18 protein-coding genes are annotated in these 19,669 nt (G+C 63.7%); 10 read left to right on the top strand and 8 right to left on the bottom strand.

Annotated elements, in window-relative coordinates; all coding sequences use genetic code 11:
* Positions 1 to 25: 25 nt before the first annotated feature.
* A complete protein-coding gene (locus K359_RS0113840) occupies positions 26 to 805 on the bottom strand; it encodes a sensor histidine kinase (protein ID WP_029079887.1) in 780 nt (259 codons plus the stop codon).
* A gap of 86 nt (positions 806 to 891) precedes the next feature.
* A complete protein-coding gene (locus K359_RS0113835) occupies positions 892 to 1,275 on the bottom strand; it encodes a response regulator (protein WP_029079886.1) in 384 nt (127 codons plus the stop codon).
* A gap of 823 nt (positions 1,276 to 2,098) precedes the next feature.
* On the opposite strand from K359_RS0113835, the gene K359_RS58785 reads away from it, so the two are divergent.
* Entirely contained in the window at positions 2,099 to 2,359 is a 261-nt protein-coding gene (locus K359_RS58785) for a DUF1488 domain-containing protein (protein WP_084518382.1), read from the top strand.
* A gap of 314 nt (positions 2,360 to 2,673) precedes the next feature.
* Here K359_RS58785 and K359_RS0113815 read toward each other — a convergent pair whose 3' ends face one another.
* The 4 genes from K359_RS0113815 to apaG all read right to left on the bottom strand — a co-directional run bounded on the left by K359_RS0113815 (position 2,674) and on the right by apaG (position 5,548).
* Positions 2,674 to 2,997, bottom strand: a complete 324-nt coding sequence (locus K359_RS0113815; RefSeq protein ID WP_029079884.1) for a hypothetical protein — start codon at positions 2,995 to 2,997, stop codon at positions 2,674 to 2,676.
* 175 nt (positions 2,998 to 3,172) lie between these two features.
* Positions 3,173 to 4,396 (bottom strand): radical SAM protein, encoded by a 1,224-nt coding sequence (locus tag K359_RS51870; RefSeq protein WP_051346118.1) that lies wholly within the window; start codon positions 4,394 to 4,396, stop codon positions 3,173 to 3,175.
* Positions 4,397 to 4,529: 133 nt separating this feature from the next.
* A complete protein-coding gene (locus K359_RS51865; protein ID WP_029079883.1) occupies positions 4,530 to 4,808 on the bottom strand; it encodes a hypothetical protein in 279 nt (92 codons plus the stop codon).
* Between the two features lie 341 nt (positions 4,809 to 5,149).
* Positions 5,150 to 5,548 (bottom strand): Co2+/Mg2+ efflux protein ApaG, encoded by a 399-nt coding sequence (apaG, locus tag K359_RS0113800; protein ID WP_029079882.1) that lies wholly within the window; start codon positions 5,546 to 5,548, stop codon positions 5,150 to 5,152.
* A gap of 287 nt (positions 5,549 to 5,835) precedes the next feature.
* On the opposite strand from apaG, the gene K359_RS0113795 reads away from it, so the two are divergent.
* From K359_RS0113795 to K359_RS0113775, 5 genes are all read left to right on the top strand, one after another.
* Positions 5,836 to 7,113 carry an OpgC domain-containing protein gene (locus K359_RS0113795; RefSeq protein ID WP_029079881.1) on the top strand — a complete coding sequence of 426 codons (1,278 nt, stop codon included), beginning with the start codon at positions 5,836 to 5,838 and terminating at the stop codon, positions 7,111 to 7,113.
* Positions 7,113 to 7,877, top strand: a complete 765-nt coding sequence (locus K359_RS0113790; RefSeq protein WP_029079880.1) for a hypothetical protein — start codon at positions 7,113 to 7,115, stop codon at positions 7,875 to 7,877. Before K359_RS0113795 ends, K359_RS0113790 begins: the two co-directional genes overlap by 1 nt.
* A gap of 14 nt (positions 7,878 to 7,891) precedes the next feature.
* On the top strand, positions 7,892 to 8,899 hold the full coding sequence (locus tag K359_RS0113785; protein ID WP_029079879.1) for an SGNH/GDSL hydrolase family protein: 1,008 nt from the start codon (positions 7,892 to 7,894) through the stop codon (positions 8,897 to 8,899).
* A 263-nt stretch (positions 8,900 to 9,162) separates the two neighbouring features.
* Positions 9,163 to 10,665 (top strand): glycerol kinase GlpK, encoded by a 1,503-nt coding sequence (gene glpK, locus K359_RS0113780; protein WP_029079878.1) that lies wholly within the window; start codon positions 9,163 to 9,165, stop codon positions 10,663 to 10,665.
* A gap of 110 nt (positions 10,666 to 10,775) precedes the next feature.
* Positions 10,776 to 13,220: a penicillin acylase family protein gene (locus K359_RS0113775; protein WP_029079877.1), complete on the top strand. Its 2,445-nt coding sequence runs from the start codon at positions 10,776 to 10,778 to the stop codon at positions 13,218 to 13,220.
* Between the two features lie 179 nt (positions 13,221 to 13,399).
* Here K359_RS0113775 and K359_RS0113770 read toward each other — a convergent pair whose 3' ends face one another.
* Positions 13,400 to 13,681 carry a hypothetical protein gene (locus K359_RS0113770; protein WP_029079876.1) on the bottom strand — a complete coding sequence of 94 codons (282 nt, stop codon included), beginning with the start codon at positions 13,679 to 13,681 and terminating at the stop codon, positions 13,400 to 13,402.
* Between the two features lie 151 nt (positions 13,682 to 13,832).
* On the opposite strand from K359_RS0113770, the gene K359_RS0113765 reads away from it, so the two are divergent.
* On the top strand, positions 13,833 to 14,426 hold the full coding sequence (locus K359_RS0113765; protein ID WP_029079875.1) for a GNAT family N-acetyltransferase: 594 nt from the start codon (positions 13,833 to 13,835) through the stop codon (positions 14,424 to 14,426).
* 27 nt (positions 14,427 to 14,453) lie between these two features.
* On the opposite strand, the gene K359_RS57230 is transcribed toward K359_RS0113765, so the two are convergent.
* Complete coding sequence (locus K359_RS57230; protein WP_165127502.1) at positions 14,454 to 14,921, bottom strand: EF-hand domain-containing protein; 468 nt, start codon at positions 14,919 to 14,921, stop codon at positions 14,454 to 14,456.
* Positions 14,922 to 15,094: 173 nt separating this feature from the next.
* Between K359_RS57230 and K359_RS0113755 the strand changes: the two genes are divergently transcribed.
* The 3 genes from K359_RS0113755 (at position 15,095) to K359_RS0113740 (ending at position 19,572) form a co-directional block, all read left to right on the top strand.
* Entirely contained in the window at positions 15,095 to 15,721 is a 627-nt protein-coding gene (locus tag K359_RS0113755; RefSeq protein WP_029079874.1) for a glutathione S-transferase family protein, read from the top strand.
* 1,145 nt (positions 15,722 to 16,866) lie between these two features.
* On the top strand, positions 16,867 to 18,282 hold the full coding sequence (gene thrC / locus K359_RS0113745; RefSeq protein ID WP_029079872.1) for a threonine synthase: 1,416 nt from the start codon (positions 16,867 to 16,869) through the stop codon (positions 18,280 to 18,282).
* A complete protein-coding gene (locus tag K359_RS0113740) occupies positions 18,283 to 19,572 on the top strand; it encodes a pitrilysin family protein (protein WP_029079871.1) in 1,290 nt (429 codons plus the stop codon).
* Positions 19,573 to 19,669 lie beyond the last annotated feature (97 nt).

Genomic DNA, 19,669 nt, shown 5'->3' with positions numbered 1-19,669 from the left:
TTAGCGGGTGGGTTCGGGACGTCCACTATGCGGTTGACGATGTCAGAGAAGCCAATGGTGCGTCGAATGCATACACGAAGCCGGTCGGCTCATAGCTTAGCCGCACATCGCCGCGCAGCTGCCTGCCGAGCGTCTCGATCAGCCGTGTCCCGAAACTGCGCCTTTCGGGAGGGTGGACTGCCGGTCCGTTTTTCTCGGTCCATATCAGATGCAAGCGCTGTGTTGGTTGATCCAGCCTCCAACTGATGTCGATCCGCCCTTGTGGGGCGGACAGGGCGCCGAACTTCGTGGTGTTCGTGCAGAGCTCGTTGAGCGTCATTGCGATGGCGATAACGGCGCCCGACGTCATGCGAATATTGGGTCCTGAAATCGAGAATTTCGGCTCATCCGGATTGTTGAATGCTTCAGTGGCGCCGCGGACGACCGTGCCAAGATCCGCGCTGCTCCATCTTGCCTGCAGCAGGAGATCGTGCGCCCGCCCGAGCGCCAGCAGCCGGCCCTCGATGGCGTGCCGCGCGTGTTCAGCTCCTTCCAGGTTGCGCAGGCTCTGGGAGACGATGGCACCGACGGTTGCGAGCGTGTTCTTGATGCGGTGGTGCAGCTCCTCGAGGATCACCTTCTGCAGCTTGTCGGCCGCTTCGCGCTCCTTGGCGTCAATGCCGGCCGCGGTCAGCAAACTCTGGGCATCGATCTCGGCCTGCGCGAGGAGAAGGCGAAGGCTGACATTCTCTTCCGCCAGAACGTCTTGCTGCGGTGCTAAGCGGCTTGCAGCACGCGGGTCTGTGCGGAGGTCGGCTGGAGACATCATCGACCGTATCATTATAAGCTTGCTCTTCGGCGAATGTTTTCTGCGCAATCAGGGACGTATCCGGCAGGAAAGACGCGAGCGCATCAGGCGCGGCCGATCATGCCATGCATCTCAGCTATCACTTTCCCGGCATCGAGTGGCTTGGCGAAGGACCTGCTGCAGGCGGGAAGATGAAGGCTCGGCAGGTTCGATTGCCCCGATACCACGATGATCTTGATCGACGGCCAACGCCCGTGCACGGCATGTGCAAGTTCAAGGCCGTCCATGCTGCCGGGCATCTGGATGTCTGTGCATACCAGCGCGATATCGGACCTGGATTCCAGGATAGCCACAGCCTCATCGGCATCCATGGCCTCAAGTGGCGTATAGCCGGCGTCTTCCACCATTTCTACCGCGCGCATGCGAAGCAGCATCTCGTCCTCGACAATGAGCACAACAGCTGGAATGCCTGAATGATCGAGTACCATTAGAACGCCTGGAACGCCGCTCGCAGCGATTTGAGAGATCGAAGCTGCCCTGAACCGGACGAGGCAGTCGATCTGGGACAAGCATCTCGGTGCCCATTCGATCCCCGGCCAGCTGATGAATGATACAAGCTCGCCGCGAACGCACGTTGCCATCTCGCGCCGGCGACAAACGGCAGGCTTGCTCCTGCGTGTCACTAGCGTGTTGGTTCTCAGTTGGGAGCGAGCACACAGCAGCGCACCGCCCTCTTAGGCCGTTCAATCGGCCGGTCCGCCGCGCTTACTGCAGAGAAGCTCCTGCATTTCGGCGGCATTTCGCGCGCCTCGTCCACGGCGGCCACCGCTCGGATCATCCTGCGGCGAAAGCGCGCAGCGTTGGATCACCATTGAATGACGACCGCGGCGGCGACCAGCAGCACCAAGAAGATCGGCAGCAGCACCGGTGGTACGAGCAACCCGCGAAGATCGAATTTGGAGATATCTGACATGTGACCGCCTGTTTTGGTCAAGGCGGGAGCGCAACACTCTCAGTCACCGGTAACAGCCCGGGGCGCGCGGTGATACTGAAACACGTAGCGATCCTTCCGCCCGACAACAAGGCGAATCGCGATCTATTTGTGGGGGCCTGGAGCGAGTGGGCTTGTCATTCGTTAGTGGAGTAGCCACGTAAGCGGTAGCGCAACTGTATTGTTACAGCATCCCCTTTGCGGAAGCGCGAAGCCTTAGCCGCCAAATCTTGCCCCCGATATCGACCGACGACACGTCGCTTCAATGTGCGCGTCTCGGGGCACGGCGCGCCATGGCATCAACCTGATAGGCCTCATCCATGATTGAGTTTCCAAATCATAGTCGTTCATACGACCAGACGCGGCGCGCCGTGCGGTTTTGGGGATATGACAGTGCTATTGAGGCATCATTCTTCGTCACCGAAGGCGCCTTGAAGCGCATTCAATCGGATGCCTACCTCGACGAGCCAGGCCTTTTGAACGCATTCGATGCCAATCGCGATCTGATATGTGCCGCCGCTGCCAGGGTCTATGTTCGCGGAAGCAGGGGATCTTACGATCTGGTTGCTGCGAACTTCTGAAATCGGCGCCGTCGATCCGATCACGCGAGACAATCTGGCAGATTGAGCACGTTGGTCGAGCTTGCGAGCGATCAACTGGAGGATGTCATGGATACGAGTTTCGTACAGACTTTCCTGGCGTGCGGAGGAATTTTCGTTCTCTCGTTCGTTGCGATCGGGGCTTTCTGGCTCCTGGAGCGCATGCGGGGCGCCAGTGCCCCTCACATGTGAAGGCGGGGGCAGTTGGCCGGCAGACCAGGTCCTCGCCGTTTGCAACGTCGCCAAAAAGAAAGGCCGCGGATTTCTCCGCGGCCCTTTTGGGGCTTTCGGTTTACTCAGTAGCGGTCGGTCCCGATTCCGACGCTCACGCCCGGCGCGCGGAACCCGATGCCACCACGCTCTTCATAATCACGGCGCTCAATGTAGCGCTCGCGGGGCGCATATCCGTATGAATCACCGCGCTCACGGATGATGACGCGGCGTTCGCCACGTTCACGCCAGCAGCGGCCGTCCTCATTGCAAACCATGCGGACGTTTTGGATGTTGCTCTCCGGTGTAGCGGACGCGCCGAGCGAGAGCGGTCCGGCGTAAGCCGTGGTTGTGGCAGTCATGACAAGGGCACTTGCGCCGGCCGCCAAATAGATCGCGAGATTCTTCATACTAATCCTCCAAAAGTGCTTGTGTCAGGAAGCCAATGGTCTCGCGAGGCATTGGTTCCTGGTGCCGACCCGTCGGTTCCATTGATCGCGTGACGGCCGCGCCGCCCCAACGCGCAATTTCACATTGAATGATGGCGAGTTGACTGGCCGTCGAGCAAATCAGAAAAGTTCGAAACTATTTCTGTTGCTCAGAAGCATGGTGCCTCGCATTCGCGGGCATGGCACCTGTCAAAGTGTCGTGTACATTGACGCGACTGCCGTCTGGCTTGCTGACGTAAAGATGGCGTTCCAGAACGGACTGCATGTTCTCAAACATCGCATAGAGATCGTCGCAATAGACCGAAGGATTATCGTAGCCGTTCGCCTTGGAGAAACGGTGCGGAAGATAGCCGCCCCCGCAGGCGTTCATGAACTTGCATTGCCGACACTTCGCGCAAAGATTGATTGAAGCATCGCGCGCGGCTTTCCAGCGAGGCTCGTTCCTGACAGCGTCGATCGCATGATCGAAGATGTTGAAGCTGGTGTTCGTGAAGCCGTCGCCCGCAATCCGCAGCACATCGTGCGCCTCCACGGTGCCATCGGTCATGATGGTGCAAAGCTCGACGGGCTTGTGGCCGACGCCCTCGGTCGGTGAATTGTTGTCGAGCAGCGCGGTGATCATGTCGGAAATGATGCGGATATTGGCCGTCGGTGTGGCGCGATTCGCCTCCAGCCATACGTCGAACAAGCCCTTGTAGAACGCGGCAATGGATGGCGGCTGCTCGTCCACCGTCGCGTCGGGGATCATGATGTCGTAGTTGGAGATCCCGCACGCAGCGAAAAAATCGGCATATTGCTGCGGCGCATAAGCGGGATTGCAGACTGCCAGGGCAATCACGCCAATCTCGCGCGACACCAGCATGCGAGCGGCTCGTTCGACAGCGGCGTGGGTGCCCGTACCCTGGAACGTCTTGCGGTGAGTGTCGTGAATGTGCGCCGGCCCATCCAGACTGATCGCGACCGAAATGTTGTGGGCCTCGAAGCAGGCCAGCCAATCGTCATCGATCAACACGCCGTTGGTCGTGACCGCGATGGGTATCTCGCAGCCGGTCCGTGATGAAATATCCTCGCAGGCCTCGGCAATGCGGTGGAAGTTCTCGGCGCCCCACAGCAGCGGTTCACCCCCGTGCAGAATGATGGGAAAATCGACGAGGGCGTATCTGAGAACGTGCTGTTCTATGCGCTGCAGCAATTGCTGCTGCACGTCCGGGCTCATGAGCTTGGGCTTGCTATAAACGGACGCGTCGCGGAACCAGTAACAATAGGAGCAATCGATGTTACATCTCGTTGCAACCTTGACCAACAATTGCGTGATCGGCTGATCCTGGAAAGCGGCAAAATCTGCACCGTCCGCTGACATGCCGATACCGAGACTGGTTGAAGGAGCTAGCTAGAGCGTTTTCGAGCGAAGTGGATACCGGTTCGCGTGAAGAAAACGCGTCAAAACAAAGAGCTAGAGCTTCGGTTCTGATTCAATCAGAACCGAAAATGCTCTAGTACCCTCGAACAAATCCGCCTCGGCGAAACGCGCCCGCGCCCGGAGCGTACGCCGCTCTGCGAAACGCGCCTGCGCTAGGCCCCTTGGCAAAACCCCCACGCCTGAAAGCGGCTTGGGTCACCACGGCTTCGTCGGCGACGACTCCTTGCTGCACACCCTGTCCGCGCAGATCGCTCAGCAATGCGTCGATACCCTGATGGTCGCTTTGAATGATTGCGTCCGGCCCATGGAGCTGGATGAGGCTCGCCAAAACCTTCAGCGTCGTAATCGGCATGGTCACGCTCCTGTATTCGCAGCGCGGTGCAGGGATCAACCGAAGCCCGGCGCATTGAACAGCCCGAGCAACAACAAAGTATACCGTTTTTGTCGCAGAGGCAACGTGGTCGGTCCGGGCCAATCCCTTAGGGCGCAATTTCCGGATACGCTCGTGCACTATGCCACAAGCACGTTGATGCAAGGAAACCAACGTGTTGGATCGCACCGCGAGAGTGCGGACCTATGTTTGACCGTCACAGCTTCGTCGCGATCGCTCTCCACGGTGACGGAGAGCGTGCGGACTGGCTCCCTGAAGACTTGTGGCGCGCACCCTTGCCGCGACGTTGTCGCCGGGGAGTCTCAGTTCAACACCCTTTTCCCATCCGGGCTCGGGCTGTCCAGCGAGAACGTCGGCACGTCGATGTCGAAGCGCTCGCCGGCTTCGGTGACCATCTGGTAACTGCCGGTCATGAAGCCGGAGGCGGTCGGCAGCGGCACGCCCGAGGTGTATTCGAAGCGCTCGCCGGGCGCGAGCACCGGCTGCTCGCCGACCACGCCCTCGCCACGCACCTCCTGGCGGCGCCCGGTGGCGTCGGTGATGATCCAGTGCCGGGTGCGCAGCTGCACCGTTTCCGGCCCCGCATTGACGATCACGATCTTGTACGACCAGAAATACTCGCGCCGATCGACCGATGAGCGCTCCGGCATGAAGTTCGGCTCGACGGTGACTTCGATCTGGCGGGTAACGGCGCGGTACATACGGCTCAATCCGATGATCTCGGCGCAAAATCCGTTTTCGACCGGATCATGCGCAAACAGGCGCCTATCATAGCCAATTGGTCAGCCGGAACCAATCGCTTGCCGGGCCGTGAAAAGCCGGTCCCGGGGCCGGCCGTTCATCGCGGTTTCAACATAGTTCCGCTCTAAAGCGCGGCGGCATGCCGCCGCACTCTGTGCTTTGTCGGCAAGGCTTTCTCCGGAAGTCGTGGACCGGTATTATCTTTTCAGCACGGCCTGCGGGGCGTCCGCAGCCGACACGGTGTTTGATGAGCTCGATTGCCGATCCCATAGCCGGTTCGCCGGTGGCTGAGGCCAAGACTGACGTCAAGGCCGAGGCAAAAGCCGATGCCGAGGTGAAGGCGAAGGCCGCGGCGCCTGCGATCACGCTGCCGGTGACCGGCGAGCGCGAGCTCAGGCTCGACCTGTTCCGCGGGCTCGCGCTGTGGCTGATCTTCATCGATCATCTGCCGACCAATCTCCTGACCTGGCTGACGATCCGCAATTACGGCTTCTCCGACGCCACGGAGATCTTCATCTTCATCTCCGGCTACACCGCGGCCTTCGTCTATGGCCGCGCCATGCTGGAGGGCGGCTTCGTGATCGCGACCGCGCGCATCCTGCGCCGGGTCTGGCAGATCTATGTCGCGCATGTCTTCCTGTTCACGATCTTCCTCGCCGAGATCTCCTATGTGGCGACCTCGTTCGAGAACCCGCTCTACACCGAAGAGATGGGGATCATGGACTTCCTCAAGCAGCCCGACGTCACCATCGTCCAGGCGTTGCTGCTGCGCTTCCGTCCGGTCAACATGGACGTGCTGCCGCTCTATATCGTCTTGATGCTGTTCCTGCCGCTGATCCTGTGGCTGATGAAATGGAAGCCCGATGTCACGCTCGGCCTGTCGGTCGTGCTCTACGCGGTGACCTGGCAGTTCGACCTCTATCTCTCGGCCTATCCGAACGGCTTCTGGGCGTTCAATCCGTTCGCCTGGCAATTGCTGTTCGTGTTCGGTGCCTGGTGTGCGCTGGGCGGCGCGCGGCGGATGTCGCACATCCTGTCGTCGAACATCACGATGTGGATCTGCATCGTTTATCTGGTCGCCGCGTTCTTCGTGACGCTGACCTGGTACGTGCCGCAGCTCGGCCACATCATGCCCAAGGTGATCGAGCAATGGATGTATCCGATCAACAAGACCGACTTGGACGTGTTGCGGTTCGCGCATTTCCTGGCGCTCGCAGCCCTCACCGTGCGCTTCCTGCCCCGGGATTGGCCGGGGTTGAAATCGCCCTGGCTGCGACCTTTGATCCTGTGTGGCCAGCATTCGCTTGAGATATTCTGTCTCGGGGTCTTCCTCGCCTTTGCCGGTCACTTCGTGCTTGCCGAAGTATCTGGCGGTGCCGCACTGCACGCCTTGATCAGCGTCAGCGGCATCCTCATCATGTGCGGCATGGCGTGGATTATTTCGTGGTACAAACACTCCGCCGACAAAGGCGCCTCGAAAAAAGGCGCCGGCGGCAACGCCGATATGGCGGGAGGGGGAGCATGATGTCCGCGCGGACGCTGCTGGGCCTGACGCTATTGGCCGCCTGTTTGGCGGCGGCGCCCGCACGCGCCGGCGACACCGCCGAGCCGCCCGCGCCGCCCTGCGACGTGCCCGCCTATCTGCTTTCGACCGAAAGCTCGCTGCCGAAGGTCATGGATGCCGTGAAGGCCAACCAGCCGCTCAACGTGCTAGTGGTCGGCAGCCGCTCCTCGACCATTCCTGGCAACGAGGCGAGCGCCTATCCGGCCACGCTGCAGGCGGCGCTCAAGGAGGCATTGCCGTCGTCTGTGATCGATCTATCCGTAGAATTACAGGGAAAGAGCACCGCCGAGGAGACCGCGGGAACCCTTGTTAAGCTTGCTGAAGCAAAAAAGCCTACTTTGGTTATCTGGCAGACCGGCACGGTCGATGCTATGCGAGCAGTCGATCCCGACGATTTCCGTACCGCCATCAACGACGGCGTTGTTGCGTTGCGGGGCGCCGGGACTGACGTGGTGCTGGTCAATCTGCAATACAGCCCGCGTACGGAGACGATGATCTCTGCACCGCCATATCTCGACAATATGAAGGTGGTGGCGCAGCAGCACGACGTTCCGCTGTTCGACCGGTTCGCGATCATGAAGCAATGGAGCGACGCCGGATATTTTGACCTGTTCAGCACCTCGCATGGTGTCGACCTGGCCAAGAAGGTTCATGCCTGTCTCGGCCGGGCCCTTGCGAAATTCGTGATCGATGCGGCCCATCTGGGCCCGGTGCAGCAGAATTAGAGGAAGCAGAGTTGATGCGTTTTGCGTTCCCTTTTCGCCTCACCGTAGGGCGAACCCTGTGCGCCGTTGCGGCGCTCGCGCTGCTCGCGCCGCTATCGGTTACGCCGTCGCGCGCGCAGACCGGCCAGGGCGATCAGCATGCGGCACTCGCGCCCGGTGCCAAGTCTGAGGCCGCACGGCCTGACGCGGACAAGCCCGCCGCCATCGAAGCCGATGCGGCCAATCAGCAGCCCGGCGTCGCCGCGAAGGCGTTCGACAAGGTGAGGCAGGTCGCCAAATCCGCCAGCGACATTTTCCACCGCGTGCCGTGCCAGCAGCCCAAGGGCGTGCCGAGCTCGACCGGCTCGCTGCCGCATGTCGCGGCCAAGCTCGCCGCCGGCAAGCCGGTCGTGATCATCGCATTCGGCTCGTCCTCGACGGAAGGGTATGGTTCGTCGGCGCCCCAATTCACCTATCCGAACCGGCTCGCCGGACAGCTGCGCCGGCAGTATCCGTCCGCCGACATCACCGTGCTCAACCGCGGCAAGGGCGGCGAGGACGCGCCCGAGATGATGGCACGGCTGCAGACCGAAGTGATCGACGTGCATCCCGACATGGTGATCTGGCAGGTCGGCACCAACGCGGTGCTGCGCAACCTCGATCCCTCCGAGACCGCAAAGCAGGTCGAGGACGGCGTGGCGCGGCTGCAGGCCTCCGGCGCCGACGTCGTGCTGGTCGATCCGCAATATTCGCCGCGCGTCACCGAGCGTCCCGAAAGCGCGCGCGGCATGGTGAAGCTGCTCGGCCGCATCGCCGCCCTGCGCCATGTCGGCATCTTCCCGCGCTTCGAGGTGATGCGCGACTGGCACGAGCGGCAGGCGATCCCGATCAACGATTTCGTCACCGCTGACGGCCTGCATATGAAAGACTGGGGCTACGCCTGCTTCGCCCAGCTGCTCGGCGACGACATCATCCGCTCGGTCGGCGCGATCAAGATCGGCGTCAACGTCCCCGGCGACGTGCGGACCTACCGGCCGATGTGATCGGGCTCGTTCTCTCCCTGCGTCTAATGTGTCACCGTCACCCTGAGGAGCGCGAAGCGCGTCTCGAAGGGTCGACGGCCAGACTGTGGCCGTGCATCCTTCGAGACGCGCTACGCGCTCCTCAGGATGACGGGTCTGACAGCCTCAGAGGGTCTGATAGCCTCGCGGCGAACGGCGCCCTCAATCTTGACCTCGCCGCGGTAATCCGCTCCCTTGGCGCCTGAACCAATCTCCTTCGGGAAGACGCCTCAAGGGAAACGCTCATGTCTTTCGTGCTGGCCATCGATCAGGGCACCACTTCGTCGCGCGCCATGGTGTTTCGCGGCGACATCTCCATCGCCGCGGTGGCGCAGCAGGAATTTCCGCAGCATTTTCCAGCCTCCGGCTGGGTCGAGCACGAGCCGGAGGACATCTGGACCTCGACCGTGATGGTGTGCCGCGAGGCGTTGGAGCAGGCCGGCCTCAAGGCCAAGGACATCGCCGCGATCGGCATCACCAACCAGCGCGAGACCACCGTGGTGTGGGACCGCGCCACCGGACAGGCGGTGCACCGCGCCATCGTCTGGCAGGACCGCCGCACCGCCGACATCTGCGCCAAACTGAAGGCCGAAGGCCACGAGCCCGCGATCTCGGCCAAGACCGGGTTGATCATCGACCCTTATTTCTCCGGGACCAAAGTCGCCTGGATCCTCGATCACGTGCCGGGCGCGCGCGAACGCGCCGAGCGCGGCGAACTGCTGTTCGGCACCGTCGACTGCTACCTGCTGTGGCGGCTCACCGGCGGGCGTGTGCATGCCACCGACGCCACCAACGCCTCGCGCACGCTGCTGTTCAACATCCACAGCGGCGCGTGGGACGACGACCTCATCAATCTGTTGCGCGTGCCGCGCTCGATGCTGCCCGAGGTGAAGGATTCCTCCGCCCGCTTCGGCGAGAGCACCGCCGATCTGTTTGGCGGCCCGATCGCGATTTCCGGCATCGCCGGCGACCAGCAGGCCGCGATCATCGGCCAGGCCTGCTTCGAGCCCGGCATGATGAAGTCGACCTACGGCACCGGCTGCTTCGCGCTGCTCAACACCGGCACCACGCCGGTGGCCTCGAAGCACAAGCTGCTCACGACGATCGCCTATCAGCTCAACGGCCAGCGCACCTACGCGCTCGAGGGCTCGATCTTCGTCGCCGGAAGCGCCGTGCAGTGGCTGCGCGACGGGCTCGGCATCATCAAGCATGCCGCCGAGACCGGGCCGCTTGCCGACAAGTCCGACTCGATGCAGAGCGTCTACCTGGTGCCGGCCTTCGTCGGCATGGGCGCGCCGTACTGGAATCCGCGCGTGCGCGGCGCGCTGTTCGGGCTGACCCGCAACACCGGCCCGGCGGAGCTCGCGCATGCGACGCTGGAAAGCGTCTGCTACCAGACCTTCGATCTGTGGGCCGCGATGCGCACCGACTGGCCGGAGGCCAACGCCACCAACACCGTGCTGCGCGTCGATGGCGGCATGACCGCGTCGGACTGGACCATGCAGCGGCTCGCCGATCTGCTCAACGCCCCGGTCGACCGTCCGATGATCCAGGAGACCACGGCGCTCGGTGCGGCCTATCTCGCCGGGCTCGAGGCCGGCGTCTATCCGGAGCCTGCAAAATTCGCCGACAATTGGCGGCTCGAGCACCGCTTCAGGCCGGCGATGAGCGAGGCAACGCGCGACCGTAAGCTCGCCGGCTGGGCGCGCGCCGTGAAGGGCGTGCTGGCGAGCGACGAGGGGGAATAGCGAACTGTGCGGTAGACGCTCCACACCTCCCCTGCAAGCGGGAGAGGGGGCGCAGCACAGCTGTGGCTGAAGACGTCTCAAAACCAATAACAACCATCGGAGAGAACAACATGAACACGGATTTCAACCGGGTCACCAGACTACTCACCGCCGCGCTCTGCGCCGTGATGCTGGCCGCTCCCGCCGCGGCGCGCGAGAAGCCGAGCCCGCTGGTGGCGGCGCGCGAGGTCAAGACCGACGTCGCCGGGCTGACGGCGCCGGGCCAGATCCTGGTCGACGTCTGGGGCATCCCGCACATCTATGCCGGCAACGAGCACGACCTGTTCTTCCTGCAGGGCTTCAACGCCGCGCGCGACCGGCTCTGGCAGATCGATCTCTGGCGCAAGCGCGGGCTCGGCCTGTTGGCGAAGGATTTCGGCCCCGCTTATGCCGAGCAGGACAAGGCGCTGCGCCTGTTCCTCTATCGTGGCGACATGAATGCGGAATGGGCCGCCTATGGCCCGAAGGCGAAATCCTATGCCGAGGCCTTCGTCGCCGGCGTCAACGCCTATGTCGCCGACGTCAAGGCGGGCAAGCGGCCGCTGCCGATCGAGTTCAGGATCGCAGGCACGATGCCGGACCTGTGGTCGGCGGAGGATGTCGTGCGCGTCCGGAGCCACGGCCTGACCCGCAACGTCGCCTCCGAGGTGAAGCGCGCGCAGGTCGCGTGTGCCGCAGGCCTCGATGCCGATCGCTTCCGCGTCAAGCTGGAGCCGGCATGGACCACCAAGATCCCCGACGGGCTCGATCCCTGCAGCGTGCCGAAAGGCGTGCTCGCAGCCTATGACCTCGCCACGCGCCCAGTCGCCTTCGCCACGCCGAAGGACCTGAAGGCGGCGCTGGCGCATGATCCCGACACATTCCTCGCCGCCGCCGACCAGCAGCGCGACACCATCGGCTCCAACAACTGGGTGATCGCGGCCTCACGCACCGCGACCGGGCGTCCGATCCTCGCCAACGATCCGCATCGCGAGCACTCGGTGCCGTCGCTGCGCTACATCGTCGCCCTCAACGCGCCCGGCATCTCCGTGATCGGCGCGGGCGAGCCGGCGCTGCCAGGCATCTCGATCGGCCACAACGACACCATCGCGTTCGGCCTGACCATCTTCAACGTCGACCAGGAAGACCTCTACGTCTACGAGCTCAACCCTGACAATCCGAACCAGTACCGCTACGGCACGGGCTGGGAGGACATGCGCATCGTGCACGAGAAGGAAGCGGTGAAGGGCGAGGCCGACCGCGACCTCGAGCTGAAGTTCACTCGCCACGGCCCGGTGATCTATGTCGACGATGCAAAGAAGCGCGCCTTCGCCGTGCGCTCGATCTGGTTCGAGCCGGGCACCTCGGCCTATTTCGGCTCCTCCGACTACATGACCGCGAAGAGCTGGAAAAGTTTCCTCGGCGCGATGCGGCGCTGGGGCGCGCCGTCGGAGAACCAGGTCTATGCCGACACGTCAGGCAATATCGGCTGGGTCGCCGCCGGCAAGACGCCGCGCCGCACGAGCTTCGATGGATTGATGCCGGTGCCCGGCGACGGCCGCTACGAGTGGCAGGGCTTCCTGTCGCTCGACGAATTGCCGAAACTGTATCAGCCGAAGCAGGGATTCATCGCCACCGCCAACCAGATGAACTTGCCGGCGGATTATCCGGTCAATGAGCGCCGCGTCGGCTTCGAATGGTCCGACAGCGCGCGCTGGCAGCGCATCACCGAGGTGCTGCAAGCCAACAGCAAGGTGACGCTGGCGGACGCGATGGCGCTGCAGAACGACGACACCGGCATGCTCGCGCGCCGGTTGGTCGCGCTGTTGAAGCCGCTGTCATCCGACGATGCCAATGTGAAGAAGGGGCTCGACCTGTTGAAGGCATGGGACGCGCGCGATGCGGCCGACAGCGCCGCCGCTGCGGTCTACGAGGTCTGGATCGCGAACCATCTCGGCCCGGTCCTGCTCAAGACCACGGCGCCGAAGGTGGCCGAGCTGATCGCGCCGGAGGCGTCCAGCATCTCCGCCATCGTCGGCTATCTCGAAAAGCCCGACGCTGCGCTCGGCAGCGATCCCGCCGCCGAACGCGACCGCGTGCTGCGCGACAGCCTCGGCGCGGCCGTCGCCGACGTCACCGCAAAGCTCGGACCCGATGCCTCGACCTGGCGCTGGGGCCGGCTGCATGTCGCAAAATTCGATCACGCGCTGATGCCGCTCGCCGACAAGGCCACCGCGGCGCAGATGACGGTCGGCCCGCTCGCCTATGGCGGCGCCGCCAACGTGCCGCGCGCCGCCACCTATCGCCGCTCCGACTATCACCTCACCGCGGGCGCCTCGTTCCGCATGGTGCTCGACGTCGGCAATTGGGATGCGAGCCGCACCATCAACACGCCAGGCCAATCCGGCGATCCCTTCAGCGCCCACTACCGCGACCTCGCGCCGCTGTGGGCCGCGGGCCAATATGTGCCGCTGCTCTACAGCCGCCCGGCCGTGGAGGCCGCGACGGCGGAAGCGATCACGCTGACGCCGCGGTGAGGGAAGGCTGGTGGCCGCCCAAAACTCCACTGTCGTCCCGGCGAAAGCCGGGACCCATAACCACAGGGTTGCGTTGTTGAACGGCGCTGTGGCCCCAGCGCGCAAAAGCAATCGGCATCGGTGGTTATGGGTCCCGGCCTTCGCCGGGACGACAGTGAATATGTGGCCGATATCGTCGACTACTTCACCTGCTTCTCCTGCAACTCAAGCATCGCGCGCAGCGTGTCGTCGCTGAGCTTGCCGTTCGGTGACGGCGTGCGCCGCTCGACGGTCTCGACCGGGCGCGCGTGCTGCGGGATAACCTGAGTGCTCATCACCGGCGCGCCATCCGTGACGTCCTCGGCCGCACCAGCCGCGCTCGTCCCATGTGCGTAACCGATGCCGCGCCGCCGCCGTGCCGGCTTCGGCTTCGGTGGCGGCGGCGTATAGATGATCGGCGGCAGCGTGTGATGGCGCGACACGGCCTCTGCTCCGGTAGCCTCTCCACATCGAGCGCCTGATTCGCCAAAACGCCGACTGACAAATCGGTAATATTGTTACGCCGCGTTGCATTGCATGTGCCGCGAGACACGCGGATATTTCCCGCCGATAATTGGAAACAAAGGTCGCATGATGCTGCTACCCGACGGGTACTCCGACATCCCCCACGGCAAGATCGCCGCCGTCGTCACACATCTGGAAATGACCGAGCGCCCGCCGCGCCGCGACGATCCGCCCGGCGCGTGGCGCCTGTGCAAGGTCGATCCGCCCGCGCTCGACTGGTACCGCGATCTCTACCGCCGCGTCGGCGAGGAATGGCTGTGGTTCACCCGCACGGGGCTCGATGACGCCGATCTGGCTGCTCGGATCCACGCGCCCGGCATCGAGCTCTACGGGCTGGTCGTTGACGGCCATGATGAAGGCCTGCTCGAACTTGATTTGAGCGAGCCCGGCCAATGCGAGCTGCTCTATTTCGGCGTCACCGCAAAATTCATCGGCACCGGCGCCGCGCGCTTCCTGATGAACCGCGCTCTCGAGATCGCCTGGTCGCGCGACGTCAACCGCGTCTGGGTGCATACCTGCACCTTCGACCATCCCGCGGCTGTCGCGTTCTACCAGCGCTCCGGCTTTCGTCCGTTCAAGCGGCAGATCGAGGTGGCCGACGATCCCAGGCTCGACGGTAAATTGCTGCGCGATGCGGCGAGGCATGTGCCGGTGATTGCGTAACGGGGCTGCGGCAGCAGAGACGTGACCTCAGTGGAATCTGTCGCGTGGCCGCTCGGCCGGGCCTTGGGGACCTTTTGGCGCGGTCGCGGCTCTTAGCTCGTCGGCCGTGACACGGCAGTCGCCATTGCTGTCGAAGCGCAGGATGAACGCGTTCGGTTTCTCGACGAATTCCTTGCGGGTAATCTTGCCGTCCTGATTTTCGTCCAAATAGCCGAAGTCAGCGTCGGCCAATGTCGCATCGGCTTTCTGAACCGTGGCGAACTCGGATCGGTCGAGCTTGCCGTCGCGATTGTGGTCTGCGGAGGCAAAGATCCGATCGGCAAAGCTCTTCCATTCATCGCAGGTGTAGACGCCGTCGCGATTGGCATCCCAGATCGGCGGCACGCTCTTGAGCAGCCCATCCTGCGCAGGCCGACCACTGGATTGGGCAAGAAGCGGGCCGCTCGTCAGAAGCAGCCCCAAGGCCGTAACCCATAGAAGTTTTTCGCGCGACAAATCCCCCTCCCGCTTCTGAGCCGCGAGCATCGGCTTCTGATGGAGCCTGCGCGGGTCATCTGCCGGAGTTGAGATAGAAAATCGATGTGGACTGCTGGTGCATCTCATAGCAAAAAAGTACTGTTTTCGTGAACGGCTCCGCTTCGCGCTCGTCCGGCAATCGTGAGTGAAACATGTTCCTGATCGGCCAATACGACTCGCCCTTTGTCCGCCGCACCGCGATTGCGCTGCGGCTCTATGGGTTGCCCTTTGAGCACAGACCGTGGTCGACTTTCGGCGATGCGGAGCAGGTCGCGGCCTACAACCCGGTGCGGCGGGTGCCGACGCTGGTGCTTGACGATGGCGAAGCGCTGATCGAGAGCGGTGCGATCCTGGATTATCTCGACGAACTGGTCGGGCCGGAGAAAGCGATGATCGCGCGCTCCGGGCCTGAGCGGCGCAAGCATCTGCGCATCACGGCGCTCGCGACCGGGCTCGCCGACAAGGCGGTGAGCCTGATCTACGAGCGCGTGCTGCGCAAGGAGCAGCTCAAGCTTTGGGTCGAGCGTTGCGATGCGCAGATATCAGGCGTGCTCGCGGTGTTGGAGAAGGAGAGGGCGGCGGTGCCATCGCCGTATTGGCTGGAGAAGCGCATCGGCCATGCCGACATCGCGGTCGCCTGCGCGCTGCGCTTCACCGGCGAGGCGCATCCGCATCTGTTCGACGCGCGCTATCCTGCGCTGCAGGCCCACGCCGCGCGCTGCGAGGCGCTGCCGCCGTTCCAGGAGATCGTGCAGCCTCTGGCGCCGCCGAGCGGTTAGGGGATAGCGCCGCTCTCTCTCCATCGTCATTCCGGGGCTCGCGAAGCGAGAGCCCGGAATCCATCAGGCCGCGGGTTCCGTGGATGGATGGATTCCGGGCTCGACGCTTCGCGTCGCCCCGGAATGACGAGTGGATGGAGGCGCGCGCCCCTGCCACTGAGTTGCCCGACGGCGCAAGCCCCAGGAGCAAAAATATTTCGGTTTATCGGAATTGCAACTTAGTGTATGGTTCGCCCGTCTCACCCGATCGAGGGGCGCTTCGCGGTCGTCACGAACGCGGTGTGGGATGCGGTGGACGCCGAGTGTGTGACTGACGAGAGCACGCGAAGCGGACGGTGAAGTCGTGTGGTCCTGACGCCCTAACGGCAGGTGTCTCGTCGCAACACGCGAAGGCGCGTTACGACGGCGGTGACAAGCAAGCCCAGTCTCGCCGGGGAGAGCACGAAGTAAGCCGTAACCCATCGCGCAGGGAAAGCCGGGTTGTTTCCGGTTACACCTGTGGTCCTACCCCCGAGCTTTCTACCCATTGCTCGGGGCCCATGGGTGCGATCGGCACCCGGCTTTCCCTGCGCCCTCTGTTCGAGAGGAGGGCGGAACGAAGAGCAAAGCTCGGACAAATCATGTCGCGAGAACGCGAAGCTGCGTCCCCACCCACACTGTCATCGCCCGGCTCGACCGGGCGATCCAGTACGCCGCGGCTTCTCGATTCAAGCACAACCGTCTCTGGAATACTGGATCGCCCGGTCGAGCCGGGCGATGACAGCGAACAAGCTGTTTGACAGGTTGAATCGAAAACCATCCTCATCGTCGTCTTGGCCTAGTGCGCAATTGCGCACGGGAGCCAGGACCCATTACCCCAAATCTCAATTGTTGTGCGACGCTGGGGCCACGATCCTCGTTCGCCATCCAACTGCGGTGGTTATGGGTCCTGGCTTTCGCCAGGACGACGAACGGAGAGAGAGCTGCACAATCCATTTCATCACGAGGCAATTCACCACCCCGCGCGACCCCGGGGACGTGCGCTTCGGGCTACCCATTGTGGGCCCGATCTTCTATGGTGACCTCATCCGGTTCGCATGCGGCGAACTCGATAATTCCATGATATCAAAGGCTTAAGGCTCGGATCGAAGCCTTTGGAGGGCGGTTTGACGCGGTATATTTCGACCAGGGGCGAGGCCCCGGTGCTTGGCTTCTGCGATGTGATGCTGACCGGGCTCGCCCGCGACGGCGGGCTCTACGTGCCCGAGACCTGGCCGCAGCTTTCGCCCGAGACCATCGCCGCCCTGTTCGGCCGTCCCTATTGGGAGGTCGCCGTCGAGATCATCCGTCCGTTCGTCGCCGGCGAGATTTCCGACGCCGAGCTCGGCCGCATGGCGAACGAGGCCTATGCCACGTTCCGCCATCCCGCCGTGGTGCCGCTCGACCAGGTCGGGCCGAACCAGTTCCTGCTCGAGCTGTTCCACGGGCCGACTTTGGCGTTCAAGGACGTCGCGATGCAGCTGATCTCGCGGCTGATGGATCACGTGTTGGCCAAGCGCGCACAGCGCACCACTATCGTGGTCGCGACCTCGGGCGATACCGGCGGCGCCGCGGTCGAGGCGTTCGCGGGGCTCGACAATGTCGACCTCGTGGTGCTGTTCCCGAACGGGCGCATCTCCGAGGTGCAACGCCGCATGATGACGACGACCGGCGCCGGCAACGTTCATGCGCTGGCGATCGAAGGCACGTTCGACGATTGCCAGGCGCTGGTGAAGGCGATGTTCAACAACCATCGCTTCCGCGACCAGGTGGCGCTGTCGGGCGTCAACTCGATCAACTGGGCGCGCATCGTCGCGCAAGTGGTCTACTATTTCACCGCGGCGGTCGCGCTCGGCTCGCCGCAGCGCACCGTCGACTTCACGGTGCCAACCGGCAATTTCGGCGACATCTTCGCCGGCTATGTCGCGAAGCGGATGGGGCTGCCGATCCGCTGGCTGCGTATCGCCGCCAACGTCAACGACATCCTGGCCCGCACCCTGAAGACCGGCATCTACGAGGTGCGCGAGGTGCACGCCACGACTTCGCCGTCGATGGATATCCAGGTGTCGTCGAATTTCGAGCGGCTGCTGTTCGAGGCCAGCGGCCGCGACGCCGAGCAGGTCCGCCGCCTGATGGGCTCGCTCAAGCAGTCCGGCCGCTTCGTGCTGCCGGATGCGACGCTGGCCGCGGTGCGCCGCGATTTCGACGCCGGCCGCGCCGACGAGACCGAGACGGCGGCGGCGATCCGCGCCGCCTGGCGCGAGGCGGGCGATCTGGTCGATCCCCACACCGCGGTGGCGCTCGCGGTCGCCGACCGCGACACCTCGGACTCCAATATCCCGAACATCGTGCTGTCGACCGCGCATGCGGCCAAATTCCCCGACGCAGTCGAGGCCGCCTGCGGGGTGCGTCCGCAGCTGCCGGCCTGGCTCGGAGGGTTGATGACCAAGTCCGAACAGATGACGGTCATGAAGAATGATTCTGCCGAGGTCGAGCGCTTCGTGCTGTCGGTCAGCCGTGCCGCCAAGCAAGGAGTTGCCTGAATGAGCGTTGAAATCACCAAGCTGCCGAGCGGCCTGACCGTCGTCACCGACAGCATGCCGCATCTGGAGACCTCGGCGCTTGGGGTCTGGGCCGGCGTCGGCGGGCGCGACGAAAAGCCGAACGAGCACGGCATCTCGCATCTGCTCGAACACATGGCGTTCAAGGGCACCGCACGGCGCTCCTCGCGCGAGATCGTCGAGGAGATCGAGGCGGTCGGCGGCGATCTCAATGCCGGCACCTCGACCGAGACCACGGCCTATTATGCCCGGGTGATGAAGGCCGACGTGCCGCTGGCGCTCGACGTGCTCTCCGACATCCTCGCCAACCCGTCCTTCGTGCCGGACGAGCTGGAGCGCGAGAAGAGCGTCATCGTGCAGGAGATCGGCGCAGCGCAGGATACGCCCGATGACGTCGTGTTCGAGCATCTCAACGAGCTCTGCTACCCGGACCAGCCGATGGGCCGTTCGCTGCTCGGCACCGCCAAGACGCTGAAGGCCTTCAACCGCGACATGCTGCGCGGCTATCTCTCGACGCATTACCGCGCCCCCGACATGGTGGTCGCCGCCGCCGGTGCCGTCGATCACAAGCGCATCGTCGAGGACGTCGCGCAGAAGTTTGCGAGCTTCGACGCCACGCCGGCGCCGAAGCCGCAAGCCGCAATGTTCGGCAAGGGCGGCTCGCGCGTGGTGCACCGCGATCTCGAGCAGGCGCATCTGACATTGGCGCTCGAAGGCGTGCCGCAGACCGACCTGTCGCTGTTCTCGCTGCAGGTCTTCACCAATACGCTCGGCGGCGGGATGTCGTCGCGGCTGTTCCAAGAGGTGCGCGAGAAGCGCGGGCTGTGCTACTCGATCTACACCTTCCACGCGCCCTACACCGACACCGGCTTCTTCGGTCTCTATACGGGCACCGATCCGGCTGACGCGCCGGAAATGATGGAAGTGATCGTCGACGTCATCAATGACGCGGTCGAAACCCTGACCGAGGCCGAGGTCGCCCGCGCCAAGGCACAGATGAAGGCCGGCCTGTTGATGGCGCTGGAAAGCTGCTCATCGCGGGCCGAGCAACTGGCACGCCATGTGCTAGCCTATGGAAGGCCGCAGACGGTGGACGAACTGGTGGCGCGGATCGATGCTGTCAGCGTCGAATCGAGCCGCAACGCCGCCCGCGCCCTGCTGTCGCGTAGCCGGCCCGCCGTCGTTGCCCTCGGCAGCGGCAGGGGTCTGGACACGGCGGTGTCTTTTGCGGAAGGATTGACCAAGTCGAAGGCAAAGTCGTTGCTGCACTAGAATTTACCTCTTCCCGCTTGCGGGGAGAGGTCGGATTGCTCTCGGCGATGCGAAGCATCGTCCGGTGCAATCCGGGTGAGGGGGTACAGGTCCCAGC

Origin of the sequence: Bradyrhizobium sp. th-b2 (genome assembly GCF_000426785.1) — a bacterium.
Taxonomy (GTDB): Bacteria; Pseudomonadota; Alphaproteobacteria; order Rhizobiales; family Xanthobacteraceae; genus Bradyrhizobium; species Bradyrhizobium septentrionale.
Note: the sequence above shows the minus strand (reverse complement) of the source record. Positions and strands in the feature narration are given on the sequence as shown.